The sequence below is a fragment of the Pseudocitrobacter sp. 2023LY-00077 genome (genome assembly GCF_055796175.1).
In genome coordinates, this window is record NZ_JBSPEI010000001.1 from 365,852 (window position 1) to 385,966 (window position 20,115).

The following is a 20,115-nucleotide window of genomic DNA, read 5'->3' on the forward strand; positions in this document are numbered from 1 at the left end:
AGGCCGGATAAGCGTTAGCGCCATCCGGCAACCCACGCTTACTTCAACAAATACTGCGCATGGAAGCGCAGATGATCCTCAATAAACGACGCAATAAAGAAGTAGCTGTGATCGTAACCCGGCTGAATGCGCAGGGTTAGCGGCCAGTCTTTTTGTCGTGCGATCTCCGCGAATACCGCAGGCTGCAATTGATCGGCCAGGAACTGGTCGCTGTCGCCCTGATCGATGAGCATCGGTGTTGCCGCGTCAGCCTGGCTGGCATGTAACAACGCACAGCTGTCCCACTGCGGCCAGGCGGATTGATCCTCGCCCAGATACGCTGTAAACGCTTTCTTACCCCATGGCACATTGCCGGGGTTCACAATGGGTGCAAACGCCGATACGCTGACATATTTGCCCGGATTCTTCAGCGCCAGCAGCAGTGCGCCGTGCCCGCCCATTGAGTGTCCGCTGATAGCACAGCGATCGCTGACATTAAATTTATCCTGAATCAGTGCTGGCAGTTCATCGCGAATGTAGTCATACATCCGGAAATGTGCTGCCCACGGCTGCTGCGTGGCGTTCAGATAAAAACCCGCGCCCTGGCCCAGATCATAGCCGTCATCATTCGCGACATCCGCGCCGCGCGGGCTGGTATCGGGCATCACCAGCACCATCCCCAGCTCGGAGGCAACGCGTTGCGCGTTGGCTTTAGTGGTAAAGTTCTCGTCCGTACAGGTCAAACCCGACAGCCAGTAAAGTACCGGTGGCGGCGTTGTTCCATTCGTTGGCGGTAAAAAGATGCTGAACGTCATGGCGCAGTTCAACGTAGTGGAGTCGTGCCGCCAGCGTTGTTGCCAGCCTTCAAAACAACGATGTTCTTCAAGCAATTCCATGCAAGGCTCCTTATATTCAAAATCAGAAATACTGGGATCATCATACAGATAATTCATCGCCGTTGAGTAACTTTCACTTCCGCATCGTCTTGATATGTCGCATCATACGTATAACTTATTGTTAACAATTGAGGCGGTATGGCCTTACGAATCGCATTCAGTGGCTTTACGGTGTTGGTGGTTATCATGGGGATAGGGCGGTTTGCCTTTACGCCCCAGGTGCCATTAATGATTGCCGACAACCAGCTCACGCTGACCAGTGCCGGGCTGGTCGCGGCGATGAACTATCTGGGCTATCTGATTGGCGCGTGGGATGCCATGCGCGCGCAGCGTCACGTCGAGACGCGCCTGTATCTGGGCATTGCCGGGGCGGTGGTGTTCACGCTGCTTTCCGCATGGGCCGATAATGCCTGGCTACACGGTGTGCTGCGCCTGATTCTGGGATGTATGAGCGGTTGGGCGCTGGTGCTAACCGCCGCCTGGACCAACGAGCGTCTTGCGCAGTTGGGCCATGCCGGGCTGAGCGCCGCAGTGTTCGCCGGGCCGGGGGCGGGGATTGCCCTCAGCGGCCTGCTGGCGGTGTGGATCCACTCTCAGTCGCTTGCCGCGTCGCAGGGCTGGCTGCTTTACGGCCTGCTGGCGTTAGTGCTGATTATACTGGTCGTCCGCTGGTTGCCGCGTCCTGGCGCGCTGCATCCGTCGGGCATAAAGCCCGAGCCGCTGCATCTCACCGCCGACCTTAAACGTCTGGTCTGGAGCTACAGCCTGGCAGGATTCGGCTATATTTTGCCTGCGACCTTTCTCTCACAAATGGCCGCGCAGCGTTTTCCCGGTAGCCTGTTTGCGCAGTTTGTCTGGCCGATATTTGGCCTCGCGTCGGTTATCGGTATCGCCCTGAGTATTGCGATGCGTCATGTGGGGCAGAGCCACCACCGTCTGGCGGTGGTATTGTGGTTACAGGGGCTTGGCGTGTTGTTCGCATGGCTGGTACCTGGTTTGCCGGGCTTAGCCCTGGGCGCAGCGCTGGTGGGCGGCGGCTTCCTTTGCGCGGTGCAGCTTTCGCTGTTATATGGTCGGGAGCTGGCGCCGCGTCACTCACGCTATATGGCCGGATTGCTGACTACCGGCTATGCCGTAGGTCAATTGGTTGGCCCAATGACCTCGGCACTGTCGACCTGGCTTACGCATCGCCTGGACCCAGCGCTTGGGGTCGCGGCGCTGGCGCTGTTTATCGGCGGCGTGCTGGTATGGCGACCGGAGCATGCAAGGCAGCAGCAATTGCAATAATTATCGTTACGAATACTGGATTATGTGCGCGGCCTCACGCACAATAAGTGCAAACTTTGCCCCATGAAGGGCGGAGCGCCCCACCTGCTGGAGAAAGAAAAGATGTCATCACTGAGTAAAGAAGCTGCACTGGTTCATGAAGCCCTCGTGGCCCGTGGACTGGAAACGCCGCTGCGCCCGCCGGTGCGCGAAATGGATAATGAAACCCGTAAGCGTCTGATTTCAGGGCATATGACCGAGATTATGCAGTTGCTGAATCTCGATCTGAGTGATGACAGTCTGATGGAAACCCCGCATCGCATTGCCAAAATGTATGTGGATGAGATTTTCTCTGGCCTCGATTACGCCAATTTCCCGAAAATCACCGTCATTGAAAACAAGATGAAGGTTGATGAGATGGTGACCGTGCGCGATATCACCCTCACCAGCACTTGTGAACACCATTTTGTGACCATCGATGGTAAAGCAACGGTGGCGTACATCCCGAAAGAGTCGGTGATTGGCTTGTCCAAAATCAACCGTATCGTGCAGTTCTTCGCTCAGCGCCCACAGGTGCAGGAGCGTCTGACGCAGCAAATTCTCACCGCGCTGCAAACCCTGCTCGGGACCAACAACGTGGCGGTTTCCATTGATGCGGTGCATTACTGCGTGAAAGCGCGCGGTATTCGCGATGCCACCAGCGCGACCACCACGACGTCGCTTGGCGGCCTGTTTAAATCCAGCCAGAATACCCGTCAGGAATTCTTGCGCGCCGTACGCCACCACAACTAAGCGGGGCAGGATACATGGAACGAAATGTCACCCTGGATTTTGTGCGGGGCGTGGCTATCCTCGGTATCCTGCTGCTGAATATAAACGGCTTTGGCTTGCCCAAAGCCGCCTATCTTAATCCCGCCTGGTATGGCGATATCACCTCAAGCGATGCCTGGACCTGGGCGGTGCTCGACCTCTTTGCGCAGGTCAAATTCCTCACGCTGTTTGCGCTGCTGTTTGGTGCCGGGTTGCAACTGCTTATGCCCCGCGGTAAACGCTGGATCCAGTCGCGGTTAACGCTGCTCGCTTTACTCGGTTTTATTCACGGTTTGCTCCTTTGGGATGGCGATATTCTGCTGGCCTACGCGCTGGTTGGATTAATCAGCTGGCGTTTAATCCGTGAAGCGCGCGATGTGAAATCACTGTTTAAGACCGGGGCGATGCTGTATCTGGTGGGCGTCGGCCTGCTGGTGCTGCTGGGGCTGATTGCCGACTCGGGCCAGAGCCGCTCCTGGGTGCCGGATGCCTCCACGCTGCTTTATGAACACTTCTGGAAGGTGAACGGCGGCAGGGAAGCAATCAGCAACCGGGTAGATATGTTGTCCGCGAATCTGCTGGCGCTTGGCGCACAGTATGGCTGGCAGCTGGCGGGGATGATGCTGATGGGCGCGGCGCTGATGCGCAGCGGCTGGCTGAAAGGGCAATTTAGCCTGCGACATTACCGACGCACCGGCGCATCGCTGATTGCTATCGGCATGTTGATCAACCTGCCGGCGATTGTCGCGCAGTGGCAACTGGGATGGGATTATCGCTGGTGTGCTTTTCTGTTACAGGCACCACGCGAACTGAGCGCGCCACTGCAAACGCTGGGCTATGCGGCGCTGGCGTGGGGCTACTGGCCGCAAATTTGTCACTCCAGGTTGGTCATCGCTATCGCCTGCGTCGGGCGGATGGCGCTCTCAAACTACATTCTACAAACACTTATCTGCACCACGCTGTTCTATCGGTTTGATCTGTTTATGAAATTTGACCGCCTGACGCTGCTGGCATTTGTCGTGCCGGTCTGGCTGGTTAACATTGTCTTCTCGCTGCTGTGGCTGCGTTATTTTCGCCAGGGGCCACTCGAATGGCTGTGGCGTCAGCTTACTGCACGCGCCTCCGGTGTTTCCTTACGTAAAACATTCAGATAACGATCTGGATCACAATCATTAACAAAACGGATGTAACCGTTTCCAGCCGTGTGACCTCCTTCACGTAGTGCTGGTGCATTCATTGCCAGAATAGCGCTCTTCCCAGACAGAGGGTTTGGCTATGAATGGCAGCAATGCACAGCAGGGTGGTGGCGATGATCACCATTCGTGACGTGGCGCGTCAGGCGGGCGTATCGGTGGCAACGGTTTCTCGCGTTCTGAATAACAGCGCGCTGGTCAGCCCGGAAACGCGCGAGACGGTAATGAAAGCGGTTGCGGCGCTGGGCTATCGGCCTAACGCCAATGCGCAGGCGCTGGCGACGCAGGTGAGCGATACCATCGGGGTGGTGGTGATGGACGTCTCCGATCCCTTTTTTGGCGCGCTGGTAAAAGCCGTCGATACCATTGCCCAGTTGCAGCAAAAATATGTCCTTATCGGCAACAGCTACCATGAAGCGGAAAAAGAGCGTAATGCCATTGAGGTATTGATCCGCCAGCGGTGCAGCGCGCTTATTGTGCACTCAAAAGCCCTTAGCGATCGCGAGCTGGGTGATTTTATGGATCACATTCCGGGAATGGTGCTGATTAACCGCATCGTGCCGGGATATGCGCATCGCTGCGTGGGGCTGGACAATGTGAGTGGTGCCGTCATGGCGACGCGCACATTGTTGAATCATGGTCACCAGCGCATTGGTTATCTTGCCTCCAGCCATCAGATTGAAGATGAAGACCTGCGCCGTGAAGGCTGGCAACGCGCATTACGCGAGCAGGGCATCACGGCACCTGATAGCTGGATAGGTACCGGGTCGCCGGATATGCAGGGTGGGGAAGCCGCAATGGTTGAACTGCTGGGGCGCAATCCGGGCCTGACGGCGGTGTTTTCCTATAACGATAATATGGCCGCTGGCGCACTCACTGCGTTAAAAGATAACGGTATTGCGGTGCCGCAGCAGGTTTCAGTTATCGGTTTTGATGATATTCCGCTGGCGCGTTACACCGATCCGCAACTCACCACCATTCGCTACCCGATTGTTTCCATGGCTAAACTGGCGACTGAACTGGCTTTACTGGGCGCGGCAGGAAAACTTGATGCGTCGGCAACGCATTGTTTTATGCCTACGCTGGTGCGACGTCATTCGGTGGCTCAGCGGCAATCTGTGCTGCCCGTCACTAACTGATTTCATGACCCGATGTAACCGTTTTCAATCTGTGAGTGATTTCACAGTATATTAACATTACGCTGACTATGATGTCAGCGTTTGTAAAGGCCGAAAGTTACGTCACGGTGATTAATCACTTTTTCTATAGCAGTAAAGCCGAAAACAAGCAATAAAGCGCACTCTGGAGCGTTATCGACCACGGAAGAGTAATTTTACTTAAGAATAAATTTCGTCGTGCAGTAACGTTTCGGTAACACTGCCCGCCGACTTTTTCCATACGAACTACCCTGCATAATAAAACCGGAGATACCATGAATAAGAAGGTGTTAACCCTGTCTGCCGTGATGGCAAGCATGTTATTCGGTGCCGCGGCGCACGCTGCTGATACCCGCATTGGTGTGACGATTTATAAGTATGACGATAACTTTATGTCCGTGGTCCGCAAAGCTATCGAGAAAGACGCCAAAGCAGCGCCGGACGTACAGCTGCTGATGAACGACTCACAGAACGACCAGTCCAAGCAGAACGACCAGATTGACGTCCTGCTGGCGAAGGGCGTAAAAGCGCTGGCGATTAACCTGGTTGACCCGGCAGCGGCAGGCACCGTGATTGAGAAAGCGCGTGGCCAGAATGTGCCTATTGTTTTCTTCAACAAAGAACCTTCCCGTAAGGCGCTGGACAGCTACGACAAAGCGTTTTACGTCGGTACCGACTCCAAAGAGTCCGGCATTATCCAGGGCGATCTGATTGCCAAACACTGGGCGGCTAACCCGAACTGGGATCTGAACAAAGATGGTCAGGTACAGTTCGTACTGTTGAAAGGCGAACCGGGACACCCGGACGCTGAAGCGCGTACCACCTACGTTATCAAAGAGCTGAATGACAAAGGGCTGAAAACCCAGCAGCTGCAGTTAGATACCGCCATGTGGGATACCGCACAGGCGAAAGACAAAATGGACGCCTGGCTCTCTGGCCCGAATGCCAACAAAATCGAAGTGGTTATCGCCAACAACGATGCGATGGCAATGGGTGCAGTTGAAGCGCTGAAAGCGCACAACAAGAGCAGCATTCCGGTCTTCGGCGTCGATGCCCTGCCAGAAGCGCTGGCGCTGGTTAAATCCGGCGCAATGGCCGGTACGGTTCTGAACGATGCTAACAACCAGGCAAAAGCCACCTTCGATCTGGCGAAAAACCTGGCCGATGGTAAAGCAGCGGCGGAAGGCACGAACTGGAAAATCGAAAATAAAGTGGTTCGCGTACCGTATGTTGGCGTAGATAAAGAAAACCTCAGCGAATTTACCAACAAGTAATTTTATTTTCTTTGGGCGTGCGTGCGTACGCCCTTTATTACCGATTAAGACCATGGCTATTTTGTATAAATAGCCATTAAAAACCAGCAGCCAGGTAAAACTATGGTCAGCGATAATAGAGAGTCGTCGGGCGAATTCTTGTTGGAAATGAGTCATATCAACAAGTCGTTTCCAGGCGTTAAAGCACTCGATAATGTCAATTTAAAGGTCCGCCCGCATTCTATCCATGCGCTTATGGGGGAAAACGGTGCCGGTAAATCGACGTTATTAAAATGTCTGTTTGGGATCTATCAAAAAGATTCCGGTAGCATTATTTTTCAGGGCAAAGAGATTGATTTCCATTCGGCGAAAGAAGCGCTGGAAAATGGTATATCAATGGTGCACCAGGAACTGAACCTGGTACTGCAACGCTCCGTGATGGACAATATGTGGCTGGGTCGTTACCCGGCAAAAGGCATGTTTGTCGATCAGGAAAAAATGTATCGCGACACCAAAGCGATTTTTGATGAACTGGATATCGATATTGACCCGCGCGCGCGCGTCGGCACGCTGTCCGTTTCGCAAATGCAGATGATTGAAATTGCCAAAGCCTTTTCCTATAACGCCAAAATCGTGATCATGGATGAGCCGACTTCGTCTCTGACTGAGAAAGAAGTTAATCACCTGTTTACGATTATTCGCAAGCTGAAAGATCGTGGCTGCGGCATTGTGTATATCTCTCACAAAATGGAAGAGATCTTTCAGCTGTGTGATGAAATCACCGTTCTGCGCGATGGCCAGTGGATCGCCACCCAGCCGCTGGAAGGGCTGGATATGGACAAAATCATCGCCATGATGGTGGGCCGCTCGTTGAACCAGCGCTTCCCGGATCGTTCCAATACGCCGGGTGAAGTTATTCTGGACGTGCAGAACCTGACCTCGCTGCGTCAGCCTTCCATCCGCGATATTTCATTCCAGTTGCGTAAAGGTGAAATTCTGGGTATTGCCGGGCTGGTGGGGGCAAAACGTACCGACATCGTTGAAACGCTGTTTGGCGTGCGCGAAAAATCGTCCGGTACCATCACGCTGCACGGCAAAAAAATTAATAACCACAACGCCAATGAAGCCATTAATAACGGCTTTGCGCTGGTGACCGAAGAGCGTCGCTCAACCGGTATTTATGCTTATCTGGATATCGGCTTTAACTCGCTGATTTCAAATATTAAAAATTATAAAAACAAAGTCGGGCTTCTCGATAATTCACGCATGAAGAGCGATACCCAATGGGTCATTGATTCCATGCGCGTGAAAACGCCGGGCCACCATACGCAAATTGGTTCGCTCTCGGGCGGTAACCAGCAAAAGGTCATTATTGGCCGTTGGCTCTTAACGCAGCCTGAGATTTTAATGCTGGATGAACCGACCCGTGGAATTGACGTCGGTGCGAAATTTGAAATTTATCAGCTGATTGCCGAGCTGGCGAAGAAAGATAAAGGGATCATTATTATTTCATCCGAAATGCCGGAATTGCTGGGTATTACCGATCGTATTCTGGTAATGAGCAACGGTCTGGTTGCCGGAATTGTTGAAACAAAAACAACAACGCAAAACGAAATTCTCCGTCTTGCGTCATTGCACCTTTAAGATCAGGGGCTCGACATGAGTGCGTTAAATAAAAAAAGCTTTCTCACTTATCTGAAAGAGGGCGGTATTTACGTCGTTCTTTTGGTTCTGCTGGCAATTATTATTTTCCAGGACCCGACGTTTTTAAGTTTGCTTAACTTAAGTAACATCCTGACCCAATCTTCTGTGCGTATTATTATCGCGCTCGGCGTGGCGGGGTTGATTGTCACTCAGGGTACCGACCTTTCTGCTGGTCGCCAGGTGGGGCTGGCGGCGGTCATCGCCGCGACGCTGCTGCAATCCGTCGATAACGCCAACAAGGTCTTCCCGGAAATGGCGACCATGCCGATTGCGCTGGTTATCCTGATTGTTTGCGCGATTGGCGCGATTATCGGCCTGATCAACGGCATAATCATTGCTTATCTGAACGTGACGCCGTTTATTACCACGCTCGGCACCATGATTATCGTTTACGGGATTAACTCTCTGTATTACGACTTCGTGGGCGCATCGCCGATCTCTGGCTTTGATAGCGGCTTCTCAACCTTTGCTCAGGGCTTTATTGCGCTCGGCAGTTTCCGTCTGTCGTATATCACCTTCTACGCGTTGATTGCCGTGGCATTTGTCTGGGTGCTGTGGAACAAAACCCGCTTCGGTAAAAATATCTTCGCCATCGGTGGCAACCCAGAGGCAGCAAAAGTTTCCGGCGTAAACGTGGCGGTAAACCTGCTGGTGATTTATGCGCTGTCGGGTGTGTTCTATGCTTTCGGCGGCCTGCTGGAAGCGGGGCGTATCGGGTCGGCAACAAACAACCTTGGCTTTATGTATGAGCTGGATGCCATTGCAGCCTGCGTGGTGGGCGGTGTTTCCTTCAGCGGCGGCGTGGGTACCGTGCTTGGCGTGGTGACCGGTGTGATTATCTTTACGGTTATCAACTACGGCCTGACCTATATCGGCGTTAACCCGTACTGGCAGTACATTATTAAAGGGGCGATTATCATCTTCGCCGTGGCGCTGGATTCACTGAAATACGCGCGTAAGAAATAACGCTGTAATTGCCGGGTGGCGCTACGCTTACCCGGCCTACATTATCCTGGTAATGCATTGATTTTGTAGGCCAGATAAGCAACGCGCCATCTGGCAGTTGTTACGATTTTTTCGGCTTTGGCCAACGTTCGGCGAGTAATAAACCGCTATTTTTCATCGCGTAACCAAACAGCAGACCCACTAAAAGTGACGGGACTACCGCCTGCCAGTCTCCCTGACCGGCAAAGGTAGAACATGCGCCAATAAACGTGCCTGGAACAAAAGAGAGCCACTGACTTTTCGCCTGAATACACATCACGAAAGCCACGACAGCTGTAAGTAAATACCCCAGCATGGCCCACTCAGGAGATAGCTGACTGCCGTAGATAATCACTTCTGCCCAAAACACACCACTCATTACAGTACACAGAGATATTCCCAGACCTTTCACCCCACCCTGTGGGCAGGCAAAATAGGCGGTACAACCCAGAAACCCTGCCCAACTGAGCAGGCTCCATGTCACGGCGACCCAGCCCCAAATTCCCGATAAAATACCGGTAGTGAGGGCAATAGCGACAAGTGTACTCATGGTTAATCCCGGCCTGCATGAACAGGCCGGTCCTCATCCTTAGAGGTTAAAGTGAAACGGCGTGCTCTTTCTCGCCAGGCTTGAACTCTACGCGTCCAAGGCTGATACACGCTACCGGACAAACATGTCCGCAGAGCAGGCAGCCAACGCACTTCTCGGTGTTACAGTGCGGCGTACGGGTCTCTTCGTTCCATTCCATTGCCTGGTGGCCGCCGTCGTAGCAGGAAATATAGCAGCGCCCGCAGCCAACACATTTATCTTCATCAATATGCGGATAAACGATATAGCTGCGATCCAGTTCTTCCGCCGGAACAATGTTGGTGTTCGCCAGGCCTAACATCTCATCGATCGAATCAAAGCCCTGATCGGCCAGGTAGTGCGAAAGGCCGCTGCTCATATCTTCTACGATGCGATAGCCATACTGCATGATGCCGGTTGTGACCTGAAGCGTGGCCGCGCCGAGGAGTAAAAACTCAGCTGCGTCTTCCCAGGTTTCTATCCCGCCGATACCGCTGATCGGGAAATCGCGCAGTTCAGGATGCATGCGCATTTGCTGTATAAAGCGCAGAGCGATCGGTTTCACCGCTTTGCCGGAATAACCGGAAATACTCGATTTGCCGTTGACCACCGGCATCCCGATTTTGCGATTCAGATCGATGTTAGTGATCGATTTCACGGTGTTGATTGCCGCGATACCGTCCGCACCGCCGCGTTTTGCCGCCAGCGCCACGTCGCACATATCACCAATGTTCGGCGTCATTTTTGCCAGCATCGGCAGGGAAGAACCGCGTTTCACCGCGCGGCAATATTTTTCCACCAGTTCCGGGCTTTGACCGACATCGCTACCCATCGCATGAGAGGTCATCTGCGGGCAGGAGAAGTTACACTCGATCATATCGGCACCGGCTTTCTCAACCAGATGAGCCAGATCCTGCCACTGCTGTTCGTTCTCCCCCATGATCGAGGCGATCAGCACTTTATCGGGGTAATCTTCTTTCAGCCGACGAATGGCTTCCAGGTTTTCCGCCAGCGGATGCTCGGCAATCTGCTCCATATTTTTGAAGCCGATAAAGCCGGTATCCTCTTTGGTTAAATGATCGAAACGTGGCGAAACTTCATTGGCAATAAAGAAGCCGATGGTTTTGAACACCACACCACCCCAGCCGGTATCATACGCCTTGGCGCACATTTCATAGCAGTTGCCGACCGGTGAAGAAGAGAGGCAGAACGGGTTAGGAAATTTAACGCCGCAAAAGGTAACAGAAAGATCTTTCGTTAACATGAGCACGCTCCCTCTAAATAGTGGTGAATGGACTGTGCGGCTTCCTTCCCGGTTTTCACCGCATAAACCACCGTTTTATCTCCCTGAACAATATCGCCCGCAGCAAATAGCGTCGGGTCAGATGTCTGATAATCTGTTGTTTCCACTGTATTACGCTGCACGTTCAGATGATTAAAGGCGGTAAACTGCGCATGCTGGCCGACGGCGAGAATGATTTTCTCGGCGTGCAGTTTCAGTTCGCCCGGTAAGCTAACGTGCTGGAAGGTGACCGAATGACCGGCAACGCCAATCGGTGTGAACCCGTCAATAATGGAAACACCCAGTGCCTGAGCGCTGGTAAACTCTTTATCGCTTGCCGGGAATTCATCCAGCGTTTCACGCGCGACGCAGGTGACAGAAGGGCAGCCCAGCATTTTCAGCGTGGTGGCGACATCCATCGCCACGTCGCCGCCGCCGATAATCAATGCACTTTGAGGAATGGCAATTTCACCGTTCGCGCGGCTGGCGCGTTGTAAAAAGTCGACGGCGATTTCAACGTCTTCAGTATCATCAAAGAGTGAGAGGGAAGAACCCTGCGATAAACCAACGGTCAACAGTACCGCGCGGTGGCGAGCTTTCAGCTCTTCCAGCGTCAGGCCTTTACCCACTTCGCTGTTGCATTTGATGGTTACGCCCATATCGGCGATGCACTGGATTTCGTTATCCAGCACGGCCTGCGGTAAACGGAATTCCGGAATACCGTGGCGCAACCAGCCACCGGCCTGCGCCTCTTTTTCGAAGAGCGTAACGTCATAGCCCAGATTAGTGAGCGTGACGCTCGCCTGTAAGCCCGCCGGGCCTGCCCCGACAATCGCCACTTTACCGAGCGTTTTGCTGCCCGGTTGATAAACCTGCATACCCGTTTGTTGCTCAAAGTCGGTCACAAAGCGTTGCAGGCGGGCGATGTCGATTGGTTTATCGATCCCCGAACGCGAACATTCCGCCTGGCATAATTTCTCCGTTGGGCAAACACGAGCGCATACGGCACCCAGCGCATTATTTTCACGAATGGTTTCGGCTGCGCCTTTAAAATTACGGAAATAGATGGAGCGGATAAATTTACCCGGGTCCGTTTGGGCTGGACACCCCTGGCTGCAAGGCGCATCGTGGCATAACAAACAACGCGAGGCCTCCTTTATCGCCAGCAATGGCGTAAAGGCCGGAATTAGCTCATCCAGATAATCTTGTTGCGACATATAATCTTCCTTAATGATTAGGTAAATTAAAGCGAACGCAAAGAACGTTATAAAAAATGAAAATAACCTGTTAGCAAGGCTATGCCTGGGGATGAGCGTATTCTGTGAGTCTATTCACACACAGGGGAAATAACGTGATGGTTTGCAGGGGATAGCAGTAAATACTAACTTGCAAACAATAACCATTATCAAAATGATAACTGCTTATTGTTTGCAATAATATATTCGCTTTTATTTTTCTGCGGAATTCAACAAGCTTATTAGTCGTTGTGGCGAGGTGGGGATTAGCCCTAATTGCAGGCCGAAGGGCTTGAATACTTTATTGAGTGTTTCAATCGAATTATTTATTTTATTGTTTTCAATATCGGAAATGGTTTTACGTGATACGCCAACAAGCTGGGCATAAGCATCCTGTTTCATTCCCACCAGGTTGATACGCATGCGCTTCAGGGCTTCTCCCTGCGTGATATTCCCCATGAGAAGTTGCAAACTGATTGCATTCATCAGCGCGTTTCTCTCTGCGGTATCTATTTTTTCAATATTCTCCGTTACGCGAGTGCGCAGCAATTTTTCCTCCTGGGGCTGTAGGCTCGGTGCTGCTACACCTGAAGTTGAATAGGGTTGTCGGTTTTGCTCACGTAATCGGGCAATGGTTTTTTTGATATCGCCGTCTCTGTCTTTTTCTGTCATAGCAAACCCCAGCGATGTAATTTATCAGCAATAAATTTGAATCCAATCGATGGCATGGACATGATTTGTTCCGGCACACCGCGTTGTCTGAGTCGATTTTCAAGTCCATAAAGTTGTCTTGCGGTATGTTGTAGCGCAGCCAGTAAAGTGTCCGGTTCAACAAGATCGGCCAACGCTTGCGCAATGGCGGGAAAATGGTATTCACCGCCGGTTTCCAGCGTGGGAGCCCATTTTGTGCTGCGTGGAATGCCTTTCGGGTCAGCTTTCATTGGGGCAAAATCATAAATCGGGGCGAGTTTTATTTCGCCCTGATAGCGCATAAATGCCGTGTTGCGGCCATGATTATCGTCGCACTCCAGATACTCAATGGCATAGTCTGACTGATAGTGTAACTCGGTAATTCGCCAGTTGTTTTCATCACTGCGGGGGAATGAGATCTGGGCAATGTCGACCCACTCGCGTTGCAAAAACGCCTGTATCGTTAAATTCTCCATGATGACTCCCGAGTGACATAATGAGTGATATTTTACGCATTAATGCCATATTTCGCAATTAATGCGTAAATATTTACTCGTTAACGGGCGGTTTGGAAGGTGATGCGTAATATTCTACACATTACGGCTTCTGCAATTTCAACAATTGCTCTGGCGTGACAGCCGGATACCCCTGCGCATCTTCCGGCACTTCATGCTGTGTCGGAATCGGAATGAGTGGGCCTAAAAAGCGGGGTTCGCGTTTGAAGACATACAGGTCAGCCAGTGCGCCAAACCGCGCGCCAAATTCGCGCAGGCGAACGTTCCACATATCTTTAGGCGATGGCACAGCGTAGCACTGAGCCTGAATGCCCATATGCAGCGCGATAAACAGCGCGCGTTCGCAGTGGAAGCGTTGGGTGATGATAATAAAATCGTTGGTATCGAAGACTTTACGCGTACGGACGATGGAATCAAGCGTACGGAAACCGGCGTAGTCGAGCACGATATCCGCCGGGTCGACGCCGGCGGCAATGAAATCTTTGCGCATGGTCATCGGCTCGTTATAGCTTTGCAGCGCATTATCGCCGCTCAGCAGCAGATAGTTCACCTTGCCGCTGTTATAAGCATTAAGTGCGCCCTGAATGCGATAACGGTAATACTGGTTAATCACGCCTTTGCGGTAATACTTGGCGGTGCCTAATACGACACCCACCTGGCGGTAAGGGAGATCCTGCAGATCGTCGTAGATATACGGCGCGGTTTTCCAGCTCATCCAGCGATCGAGACCTAACACGGTCAACAGCAGCAGGCCGAGCAGGACTAACAGGCTGTAAAACACGCGCTTCAACATAAAAGGCTCAATGATGGTGAAAAGGAGTCTTCAGGCTACTTTACCCGTCGCTTAAGAGCAAGAATCAGCGCGTTAATTGCAGGGAAATTCGCCAGTTGCGGGCTTTCGCCCGCACTGAAAGATTAACCGAGAAGGACGCGGTCGATGTTCTGGCAGCCTAACGCTTTCAGCGTCGCTACCGTCGCATCCCACTGGATGAGCGGCGCATCGGCGCGTTCGGCAAGCATCGCACGGGTAATGGCAGGATAATCATAGCCATGCAGGCTTAACAGATTCAGTGCGCCCTGCAATGGCGGTAGAGTTGGGTTGAAGGCAGCATTTTCAGCGTAGCTCCCGCTAAAAATGGTACCGTCGGCCAGTTCCAGCGCCACGCCGGAGGGCGACTTGCTGTATGGCGTATGACTTTTGTTCGCGGCTTTAATGGCAGCCTGAGTTAACGCATCGCCTTGCAGCGGGTAACCGTGGTCCTGCTCATCCATCAGCAGCGTTTTGATGTCGAGATCTTTCGGCCCGAACGCATCCGGCAAATAATCTTTCAGCGTATGGGGCGCACGGCCCGGCAGGTTGATACGCAGCGCCAGCCCGCTGTTCAGTTCATTCATAAACTGACGGCAGTGGCCGCAAGGGGTGTAGTTGACGGTGATCGCAGCGAGAGCTTTTTCACCGCGCAGCCAGGCGTGGCTGATAGCGCTTTGTTCGGCATGGACGGTTTGCTGCATGGTCGCGCCCAAAAATTCCATATTGCCGCCGAAGTACCAGGTTCCGCTTACGCCGCGCGCAATGGCGCCAACGTTGAAGTGGGAAAGGTCGGCGCGCGCGCAGGCGGCAGCCAGCGGCAGAAGCGCGAAAGCCAGCGCGTCTTCGTCCAGTCCTGTCGCATTACGCAGCGATGAGACCTGCCCGGCGCTCAGCATCGCGGAGAAGTGCGCATCAGCCAGCACGGGGGCGATGGCTGTTTGCAGGTCCGCAGGCAGTTGCGAAAAAGCAGATTGAAAACGTGGGTGCATGGCGTTGCCTCGTAACAGTGTAAGGGTAAACAGTGTACGTGCCGATTACGCTTAAATGAGTGATCTAAATCTCATTATTTATGCAACGTATGCAAGCGTTTTGCAAAATGTGTGACCTGTCGCATTTTAGCCGACGACAGAGAGAATTATCGGGAACAGGAACGGGGCCACGAGCGAGGTAATAATCCCGCACAGTACCAGCGCCAGCGAACTGAATGCGCCTTCCTGATAATCCACTTCCGCACAGCGAGCGGTACCCAGGGCGTGCGACGCTGTTCCCATCGCCAGGCCACGCGCGGCTTTGGTATTAATGCGCATCAGGTTCAGCAGAGTATGGCCAAATACCGCGCCCAGAATCCCGACGAAAATCACGCAGACGGCGCTAATGGCTGGAATACCGCCAATACTGCCGCCGACCGCCATCGCGATCGGTGTCGTGACCGATTTCGGTAAAATAGAGGCGGCAATTTCGGGCGATGCGCCCATCAGCAGCGCCACTGAGGTACCGGTAACCATCGCCACTACGCTGCCGAAAAAGCAGATAGTGATAATTGATTTCCAGCGCGCGCGGATTTGGTGCAGCTGTTCATACAGCGGAAAGGCGAGGGCCACGACGGCGGGTTGCAGCAGATCGTTAAGCACTTTGCTGCCCTGGAAATAGTGATCGTAAGGCGTGCCGGTCAGCAGGAGGATGGGAATAATCACCACCATCGCCACTAACAGCGGATTGAGCAGCGGAAATTTAACCCGTGCAGCCAGCCAGCGCGCGGCAAAAAAGACCACCAGCGTCAGCGGCAACGACCACCAGATATAGTGCATCATTCGTCAGTTCCTTTTTGACCAACTACTTTGCGTTCACCATGGATAATGTGCGAACTCCAGCTCACCACCAGGAAGACGACGAGCGTACTGACCGCGCAGGAGACGACGATAGGGCCGAACTGGGCGCTGAGCAGGTCGTAATATTGCATAACGCCAACGCCGATAGGCACGAACAGCAGCGCCATATAGCGGATGAGAATGTAGCAGCCCGGCAAAACCCACTTCGACGGCAGGATTTGCAGTGCCAGTAAAACGAACATAATCAGCATCCCGATAATACTGCCGGGGATGGTGATCGGTAGCAGCGAGGCGATAAAAATTCCCGCATACAAACAGGCATATATCAGGACGAAAGCACGCAGGTATTGCCAGATAATATTCAGCGATTTGCTCATGTTGGTTACCCTTGATGGAACGCATTCATCATACAATTAAAGCCAGAAATGTGCTACTGATCACATCATGAATTGTGAGCATACCTGACATAGACAAGCGGAACATCAGGCATCTGACTGAAGCGGATGTGATAAATGATAAAGAAAGCGACTCAGGGCCTGCGAGGGCTGATCGTTTTTTCTCCAGAATACGCCGACGCTGCCTTTCTGCTCAATCTTTGGCAACGCCAGAATCGTGAGCTGCCCTTGTTGGGCGTAGCGTTCTGCCAGCCGTAAAGAAAGAATCGAAATCATATCGCTGCTTTGCAGCAGGTTCACGCTGACGTTCATTGAGGCAGATTCAATGGTGTTTTCCGGCAGCATCACGCCGTTATCAACAAGGGCGTTATCAATACTCTGGCGGATGGGCGTGCCGGTGGGCCAGACTATCCAGCGCCAGGGTTCCAGATCCTTCCAGCTCAATCGGTCGTAAGCCGCGAGAGGGTGATCGGTGCGGGCAACAAAGCAAACGGGTTCCGTATAGAGCACCTGATAATTCAACGGCAGCTCCAGCGCTCGCCCACCGATACGTCCGACCACCACATCCACCACGCCTGACTGCAAATCATGCAGCAGCGGCGTCATTACCTTTTCTTCGATGTTCAGATGCAGGGAAGGCATCTCTTTGAGCAGCGGAAAGATCGCCTGCGAGACGCAATCGGTCGCTACCGGAGAGCAGCCGATTTTCAGGCTGCCGACCAGGCCGCCCTGTTTGAAACGTTCCATCTCAAACTGCGAACGTTCGAGATCGTTGATTAAGCGTTGCGCGTGCGCAAGCAGTAGTTTTCCCCCTTCAGAAGGGCGTAAGCCTTTGCTGTGACGCTCGAAAAGTGTGATCCCGACCTCTTCCTCGAACTGTGTCAGCCACTTGGAAAGGGCGGGTTGCGTGATGTGCATCTTTTTCGCCACCTGGGTCAGATTGCACTGCTCGCCCAGCGCGACCAGCATTTGCAGGTGATGAAGCTTCAGTTTTTGCGTCCAGTTTGCCATCAGCAATAACCTCCAGGTTATGACTCTGCACGGAAAGCCATTGTACAACTCATTTCAATTACCACAAACTTGCTACATACAAACAACAAATACAACATCTACCCTACACACCTGAGGCATTTACCATGACTCAACGACGTGAACTACAAGCTCTGATTGATGCAGCCCCCATCGGCGCGCTCCAGTGGCGTGTCATTATCTGCTGTTTTCTGGTGGTGATGATGGATGGATTCGACACGGCGGCGATCGGGTTTATTGCCCCCGATATCCGCGCACACTGGCAGTTGACGGCGGCAGAACTGGCCCCGCTATTTGGTGCTGGCCTGCTCGGCCTCACCGCCGGGGCGCTGCTTTGCGGGCCACTTTCCGATCGTTTTGGCCGTAAGCGCGTCATTGAATGGTGCGTGGCGTTTTTCGGCATCCTCAGCCTGCTCTCCGCCTTTTCGCCGGATCTGGAAACGCTGGTTATCCTGCGCTTCTTAACCGGGCTGGGATTAGGCGGCGCAATGCCCAATACCATCACCATGACCTCCGAATATCTGCCAACACGCCGTCGTGGCGCGCTGGTGACCCTGATGTTCTGCGGCTTTACCCTTGGCTCCGCCTTTGGCGGGATCGTCAGCGCACAGCTGGTGGGTATGATCGGCTGGGCGGGCATTCTGGTGCTTGGCGGCGTGCTACCGATGATCCTGTTTTTCTACTTACTGGTTGCGCTGCCGGAATCTCCTCGCTGGATGGTGCGTCGTCAGCGGCCTCAGGCGCACATCGCGCGGCTGGTCGGCGAGATGACCAACGCGCGCTATGACGACACCACTTTCTGGCTCGATGAGCCGACCTCGGTGCACAAAGGCAGCATTGGCCAGCTTTTCGCCGGACGTCAGCTCGCTATCACGCTGATGCTATGGGTGGTGTTCTTTATGAGCCTGCTGATTATCTATCTGCTCTCAAGCTGGATGCCGACGCTGCTTAACCATCGTGGCATCGACCTGCAACATGCGTCATGGGTGACGGCGGCGTTCCAGATTGGCGGCACGATGGGCGCAATTCTGCTCGGCGTATTAATGGACAAATTCAACCCCTTCCGGGTGCTGGCGGTGAGTTACGCGCTGGGTGCGGTATGCATCGTGATGATTGGCCTGAGCGAAAACGGCCTCTGGCTGATGGCGCTGGCGATTTTCGGCACCGGGATTGGCATCAGCGGTTCGCAGGTTGGCCTGAATGCCTTAACCGCCATGCTTTACCCAACCCAAAGCCGCGCGACAGGCGTGAGCTGGTCTAACGCGGTAGGGCGCTGCGGCGCGATTGTCGGCTCGCTTTCCGGCGGGGTGATGATGGCGATGAACTTCTCTTTCGACACTCTTTTTTACGTGATTGCCGTCCCGGCAGCCATTAGCGCCATCATGTTGACGCTACTCACCCTGGCTGTTCGCCGGACGACAACGGTACCCAACACGCTGCCTGCCGCGGGCGTGGCGAATAAATAAGGAGAATAACAATGAGCCAGATGAATCCGGACGTCAAAAATGAACGCCAACAATACTACCAGCATATTTCCGGGCAGAACCTGACGCCGCTGTGGGAATCGCTGCATCACCTGGTGCCGCAAACACCAAATCCGACCTGCGCGCCTGCCCACTGGAGCTACCAGGAAATTCGCCCGCTGCTGCTGGAAAGCGGTTCCCTGATTGGCGCGAAAGAGGCGATACGCCGCGTGCTGGTGCTGGAAAACCCGGCCCTACGCGGACAGTCTTCCATTACCTCATCGCTGTACGCCGGTTTACAGCTGATTATGCCGGGTGAAGTAGCCCCAAGTCATCGCCACAACCAGTCGGCACTGCGCTTTATTGTGGAAGGCAAAGGCGCGTTTACCGCCGTCGATGGCGAGCGCACCCAGATGCATCCGGGCGATTTTATCCTCACCCCGCAATGGCGCTGGCACGACCACGGTAACCCGGGGGATGAACCGGTTATCTGGCTGGATGGTCTGGACTTGCCGCTGGTGAACTACCTTGGCTGCGGTTTTGCCGAGGATTACCCGGAAGATCAGCAGCCGGTCACCCGTAAAGAGGGGGATTATCTGCCGCGCTACGCTGCCAATATGCTGCCGTTGCGCCATCAAACCGGTAACTCATCACCGATTTTCAACTATCGCTATGACCGCAGCCGCGAAGCGCTGCACGACCTCACTCGGCTGGGTGATGCCGATGAATGGGATGGTTACAAAATGCGCTATGTCAACCCGGTAACCGGCGGCTACCCGATGCCATCAATGGGCGCATTCCTGCAACTGTTGCCGAAGGGATTCCGCTCCCGCCAGGCGCGCACCACTGACAGCACGATTTATCACGTGGTGGAAGGCAGTGGCCAGGTCACGGTTGGCGATCTGGTGTTCAGCTTTAAAGAGAAAGATGTCTTTGTCGTGCCAACCTGGCACAGCGTGTCGTTCGATGCGCAGGACGAGACCGTGTTATTCAGTTTCTCGGACCGCCCCGTTCAGGAAGCGCTGGGCCTGTTCCGCGAAGCACGCTACTAATCAG

20 protein-coding genes are annotated in these 20,115 nt (G+C 53.5%); 9 read left to right on the plus strand and 11 right to left on the minus strand.

Features of this window, described 5'->3' with window-relative positions; translation table 11 throughout:
- Window positions 1-38: 38 nt before the first annotated feature.
- Window positions 39-875, minus strand: coding sequence for an S-formylglutathione hydrolase (gene fghA / locus ACWWFX_RS01675; RefSeq protein ID WP_473223045.1), 837 nt, complete (start codon window positions 873-875; stop codon window positions 39-41).
- 138 nt (window positions 876-1,013) lie between these two features.
- On the opposite strand from fghA, the gene ACWWFX_RS01680 reads away from it, so the two are divergent.
- From ACWWFX_RS01680 to mglC, 7 genes are all read left to right on the plus strand, one after another.
- Window positions 1,014-2,162 carry a YbfB/YjiJ family MFS transporter gene (locus ACWWFX_RS01680; protein ID WP_276219827.1) on the plus strand — a complete coding sequence of 383 codons (1,149 nt, stop codon included), beginning with the start codon at window positions 1,014-1,016 and terminating at the stop codon, window positions 2,160-2,162.
- A gap of 102 nt (window positions 2,163-2,264) precedes the next feature.
- On the plus strand, window positions 2,265-2,933 hold the full coding sequence (gene folE / locus ACWWFX_RS01685) for a GTP cyclohydrolase I FolE (RefSeq protein ID WP_041686408.1): 669 nt from the start codon (window positions 2,265-2,267) through the stop codon (window positions 2,931-2,933).
- A gap of 14 nt (window positions 2,934-2,947) precedes the next feature.
- On the plus strand, window positions 2,948-4,105 hold the full coding sequence (yeiB, locus tag ACWWFX_RS01690; RefSeq protein WP_473223046.1) for a DUF418 domain-containing protein YeiB: 1,158 nt from the start codon (window positions 2,948-2,950) through the stop codon (window positions 4,103-4,105).
- Between the two features lie 155 nt (window positions 4,106-4,260).
- A complete protein-coding gene (gene galS / locus ACWWFX_RS01695) occupies window positions 4,261-5,283 on the plus strand; it encodes an HTH-type transcriptional regulator GalS (RefSeq protein ID WP_276219859.1) in 1,023 nt (340 codons plus the stop codon).
- A gap of 293 nt (window positions 5,284-5,576) precedes the next feature.
- Window positions 5,577-6,575 (plus strand): galactose/glucose ABC transporter substrate-binding protein MglB, encoded by a 999-nt coding sequence (gene mglB / locus ACWWFX_RS01700; protein ID WP_276219829.1) that lies wholly within the window; start codon window positions 5,577-5,579, stop codon window positions 6,573-6,575.
- A 102-nt stretch (window positions 6,576-6,677) separates the two neighbouring features.
- A complete protein-coding gene (gene mglA, locus ACWWFX_RS01705; protein ID WP_276219830.1) occupies window positions 6,678-8,198 on the plus strand; it encodes a galactose/methyl galactoside ABC transporter ATP-binding protein MglA in 1,521 nt (506 codons plus the stop codon).
- Between the two features lie 15 nt (window positions 8,199-8,213).
- Window positions 8,214-9,224 carry a galactose/methyl galactoside ABC transporter permease MglC gene (gene mglC, locus ACWWFX_RS01710; protein WP_015963738.1) on the plus strand — a complete coding sequence of 337 codons (1,011 nt, stop codon included), beginning with the start codon at window positions 8,214-8,216 and terminating at the stop codon, window positions 9,222-9,224.
- A 100-nt stretch (window positions 9,225-9,324) separates the two neighbouring features.
- On the opposite strand, the gene ACWWFX_RS01715 is transcribed toward mglC, so the two are convergent.
- The 10 genes from ACWWFX_RS01715 to ACWWFX_RS01760 form a co-directional block, all read right to left on the minus strand.
- Window positions 9,325-9,792 carry a DUF1097 domain-containing protein gene (locus ACWWFX_RS01715; RefSeq protein WP_456146005.1) on the minus strand — a complete coding sequence of 156 codons (468 nt, stop codon included), beginning with the start codon at window positions 9,790-9,792 and terminating at the stop codon, window positions 9,325-9,327.
- A gap of 46 nt (window positions 9,793-9,838) precedes the next feature.
- Window positions 9,839-11,074 (minus strand): NAD-dependent dihydropyrimidine dehydrogenase subunit PreA, encoded by a 1,236-nt coding sequence (gene preA / locus ACWWFX_RS01720; RefSeq protein WP_473223047.1) that lies wholly within the window; start codon window positions 11,072-11,074, stop codon window positions 9,839-9,841.
- On the minus strand, window positions 11,068-12,309 hold the full coding sequence (locus ACWWFX_RS01725; protein ID WP_473223048.1) for an NAD(P)-dependent oxidoreductase: 1,242 nt from the start codon (window positions 12,307-12,309) through the stop codon (window positions 11,068-11,070). Before ACWWFX_RS01725 ends, preA begins: the two co-directional genes overlap by 7 nt.
- A 231-nt stretch (window positions 12,310-12,540) precedes the next feature.
- Window positions 12,541-12,999: a helix-turn-helix transcriptional regulator gene (locus ACWWFX_RS01730; RefSeq protein ID WP_473223049.1), complete on the minus strand. Its 459-nt coding sequence runs from the start codon at window positions 12,997-12,999 to the stop codon at window positions 12,541-12,543.
- Window positions 12,996-13,493: a hypothetical protein gene (locus ACWWFX_RS01735; RefSeq protein ID WP_473223050.1), complete on the minus strand. Its 498-nt coding sequence runs from the start codon at window positions 13,491-13,493 to the stop codon at window positions 12,996-12,998. Before ACWWFX_RS01735 ends, ACWWFX_RS01730 begins: the two co-directional genes overlap by 4 nt.
- 121 nt (window positions 13,494-13,614) lie before the next feature.
- Window positions 13,615-14,325 carry an outer membrane permeability protein SanA gene (gene sanA, locus ACWWFX_RS01740; RefSeq protein ID WP_015963741.1) on the minus strand — a complete coding sequence of 237 codons (711 nt, stop codon included), beginning with the start codon at window positions 14,323-14,325 and terminating at the stop codon, window positions 13,615-13,617.
- 122 nt (window positions 14,326-14,447) lie between these two features.
- Window positions 14,448-15,332, minus strand: a complete 885-nt coding sequence (gene cdd, locus ACWWFX_RS01745) for a cytidine deaminase (protein ID WP_276219836.1) — start codon at window positions 15,330-15,332, stop codon at window positions 14,448-14,450.
- A 126-nt stretch (window positions 15,333-15,458) separates the two neighbouring features.
- Window positions 15,459-16,154 (minus strand): CidB/LrgB family autolysis modulator, encoded by a 696-nt coding sequence (locus ACWWFX_RS01750; RefSeq protein ID WP_149462464.1) that lies wholly within the window; start codon window positions 16,152-16,154, stop codon window positions 15,459-15,461.
- A complete protein-coding gene (locus ACWWFX_RS01755) occupies window positions 16,151-16,549 on the minus strand; it encodes a CidA/LrgA family protein (protein WP_149462463.1) in 399 nt (132 codons plus the stop codon). Before ACWWFX_RS01755 ends, ACWWFX_RS01750 begins: the two co-directional genes overlap by 4 nt.
- Window positions 16,550-16,654: 105 nt before the next feature.
- Window positions 16,655-17,578, minus strand: a complete 924-nt coding sequence (locus ACWWFX_RS01760; protein WP_015963745.1) for a LysR substrate-binding domain-containing protein — start codon at window positions 17,576-17,578, stop codon at window positions 16,655-16,657.
- Window positions 17,579-17,703: 125 nt separating this feature from the next.
- Here ACWWFX_RS01760 and mhbT point away from each other — a divergent pair, with 125 nt between their 5' ends.
- Both mhbT and gtdA read left to right on the plus strand, forming a co-directional pair.
- On the plus strand, window positions 17,704-19,062 hold the full coding sequence (mhbT, locus tag ACWWFX_RS01765) for a 3-hydroxybenzoate transporter MhbT (RefSeq protein ID WP_276219838.1): 1,359 nt from the start codon (window positions 17,704-17,706) through the stop codon (window positions 19,060-19,062).
- Between the two features lie 11 nt (window positions 19,063-19,073).
- A complete protein-coding gene (gene gtdA / locus ACWWFX_RS01770; protein ID WP_473223051.1) occupies window positions 19,074-20,111 on the plus strand; it encodes a gentisate 1,2-dioxygenase in 1,038 nt (345 codons plus the stop codon).
- Window positions 20,112-20,115 lie beyond the last annotated feature (4 nt).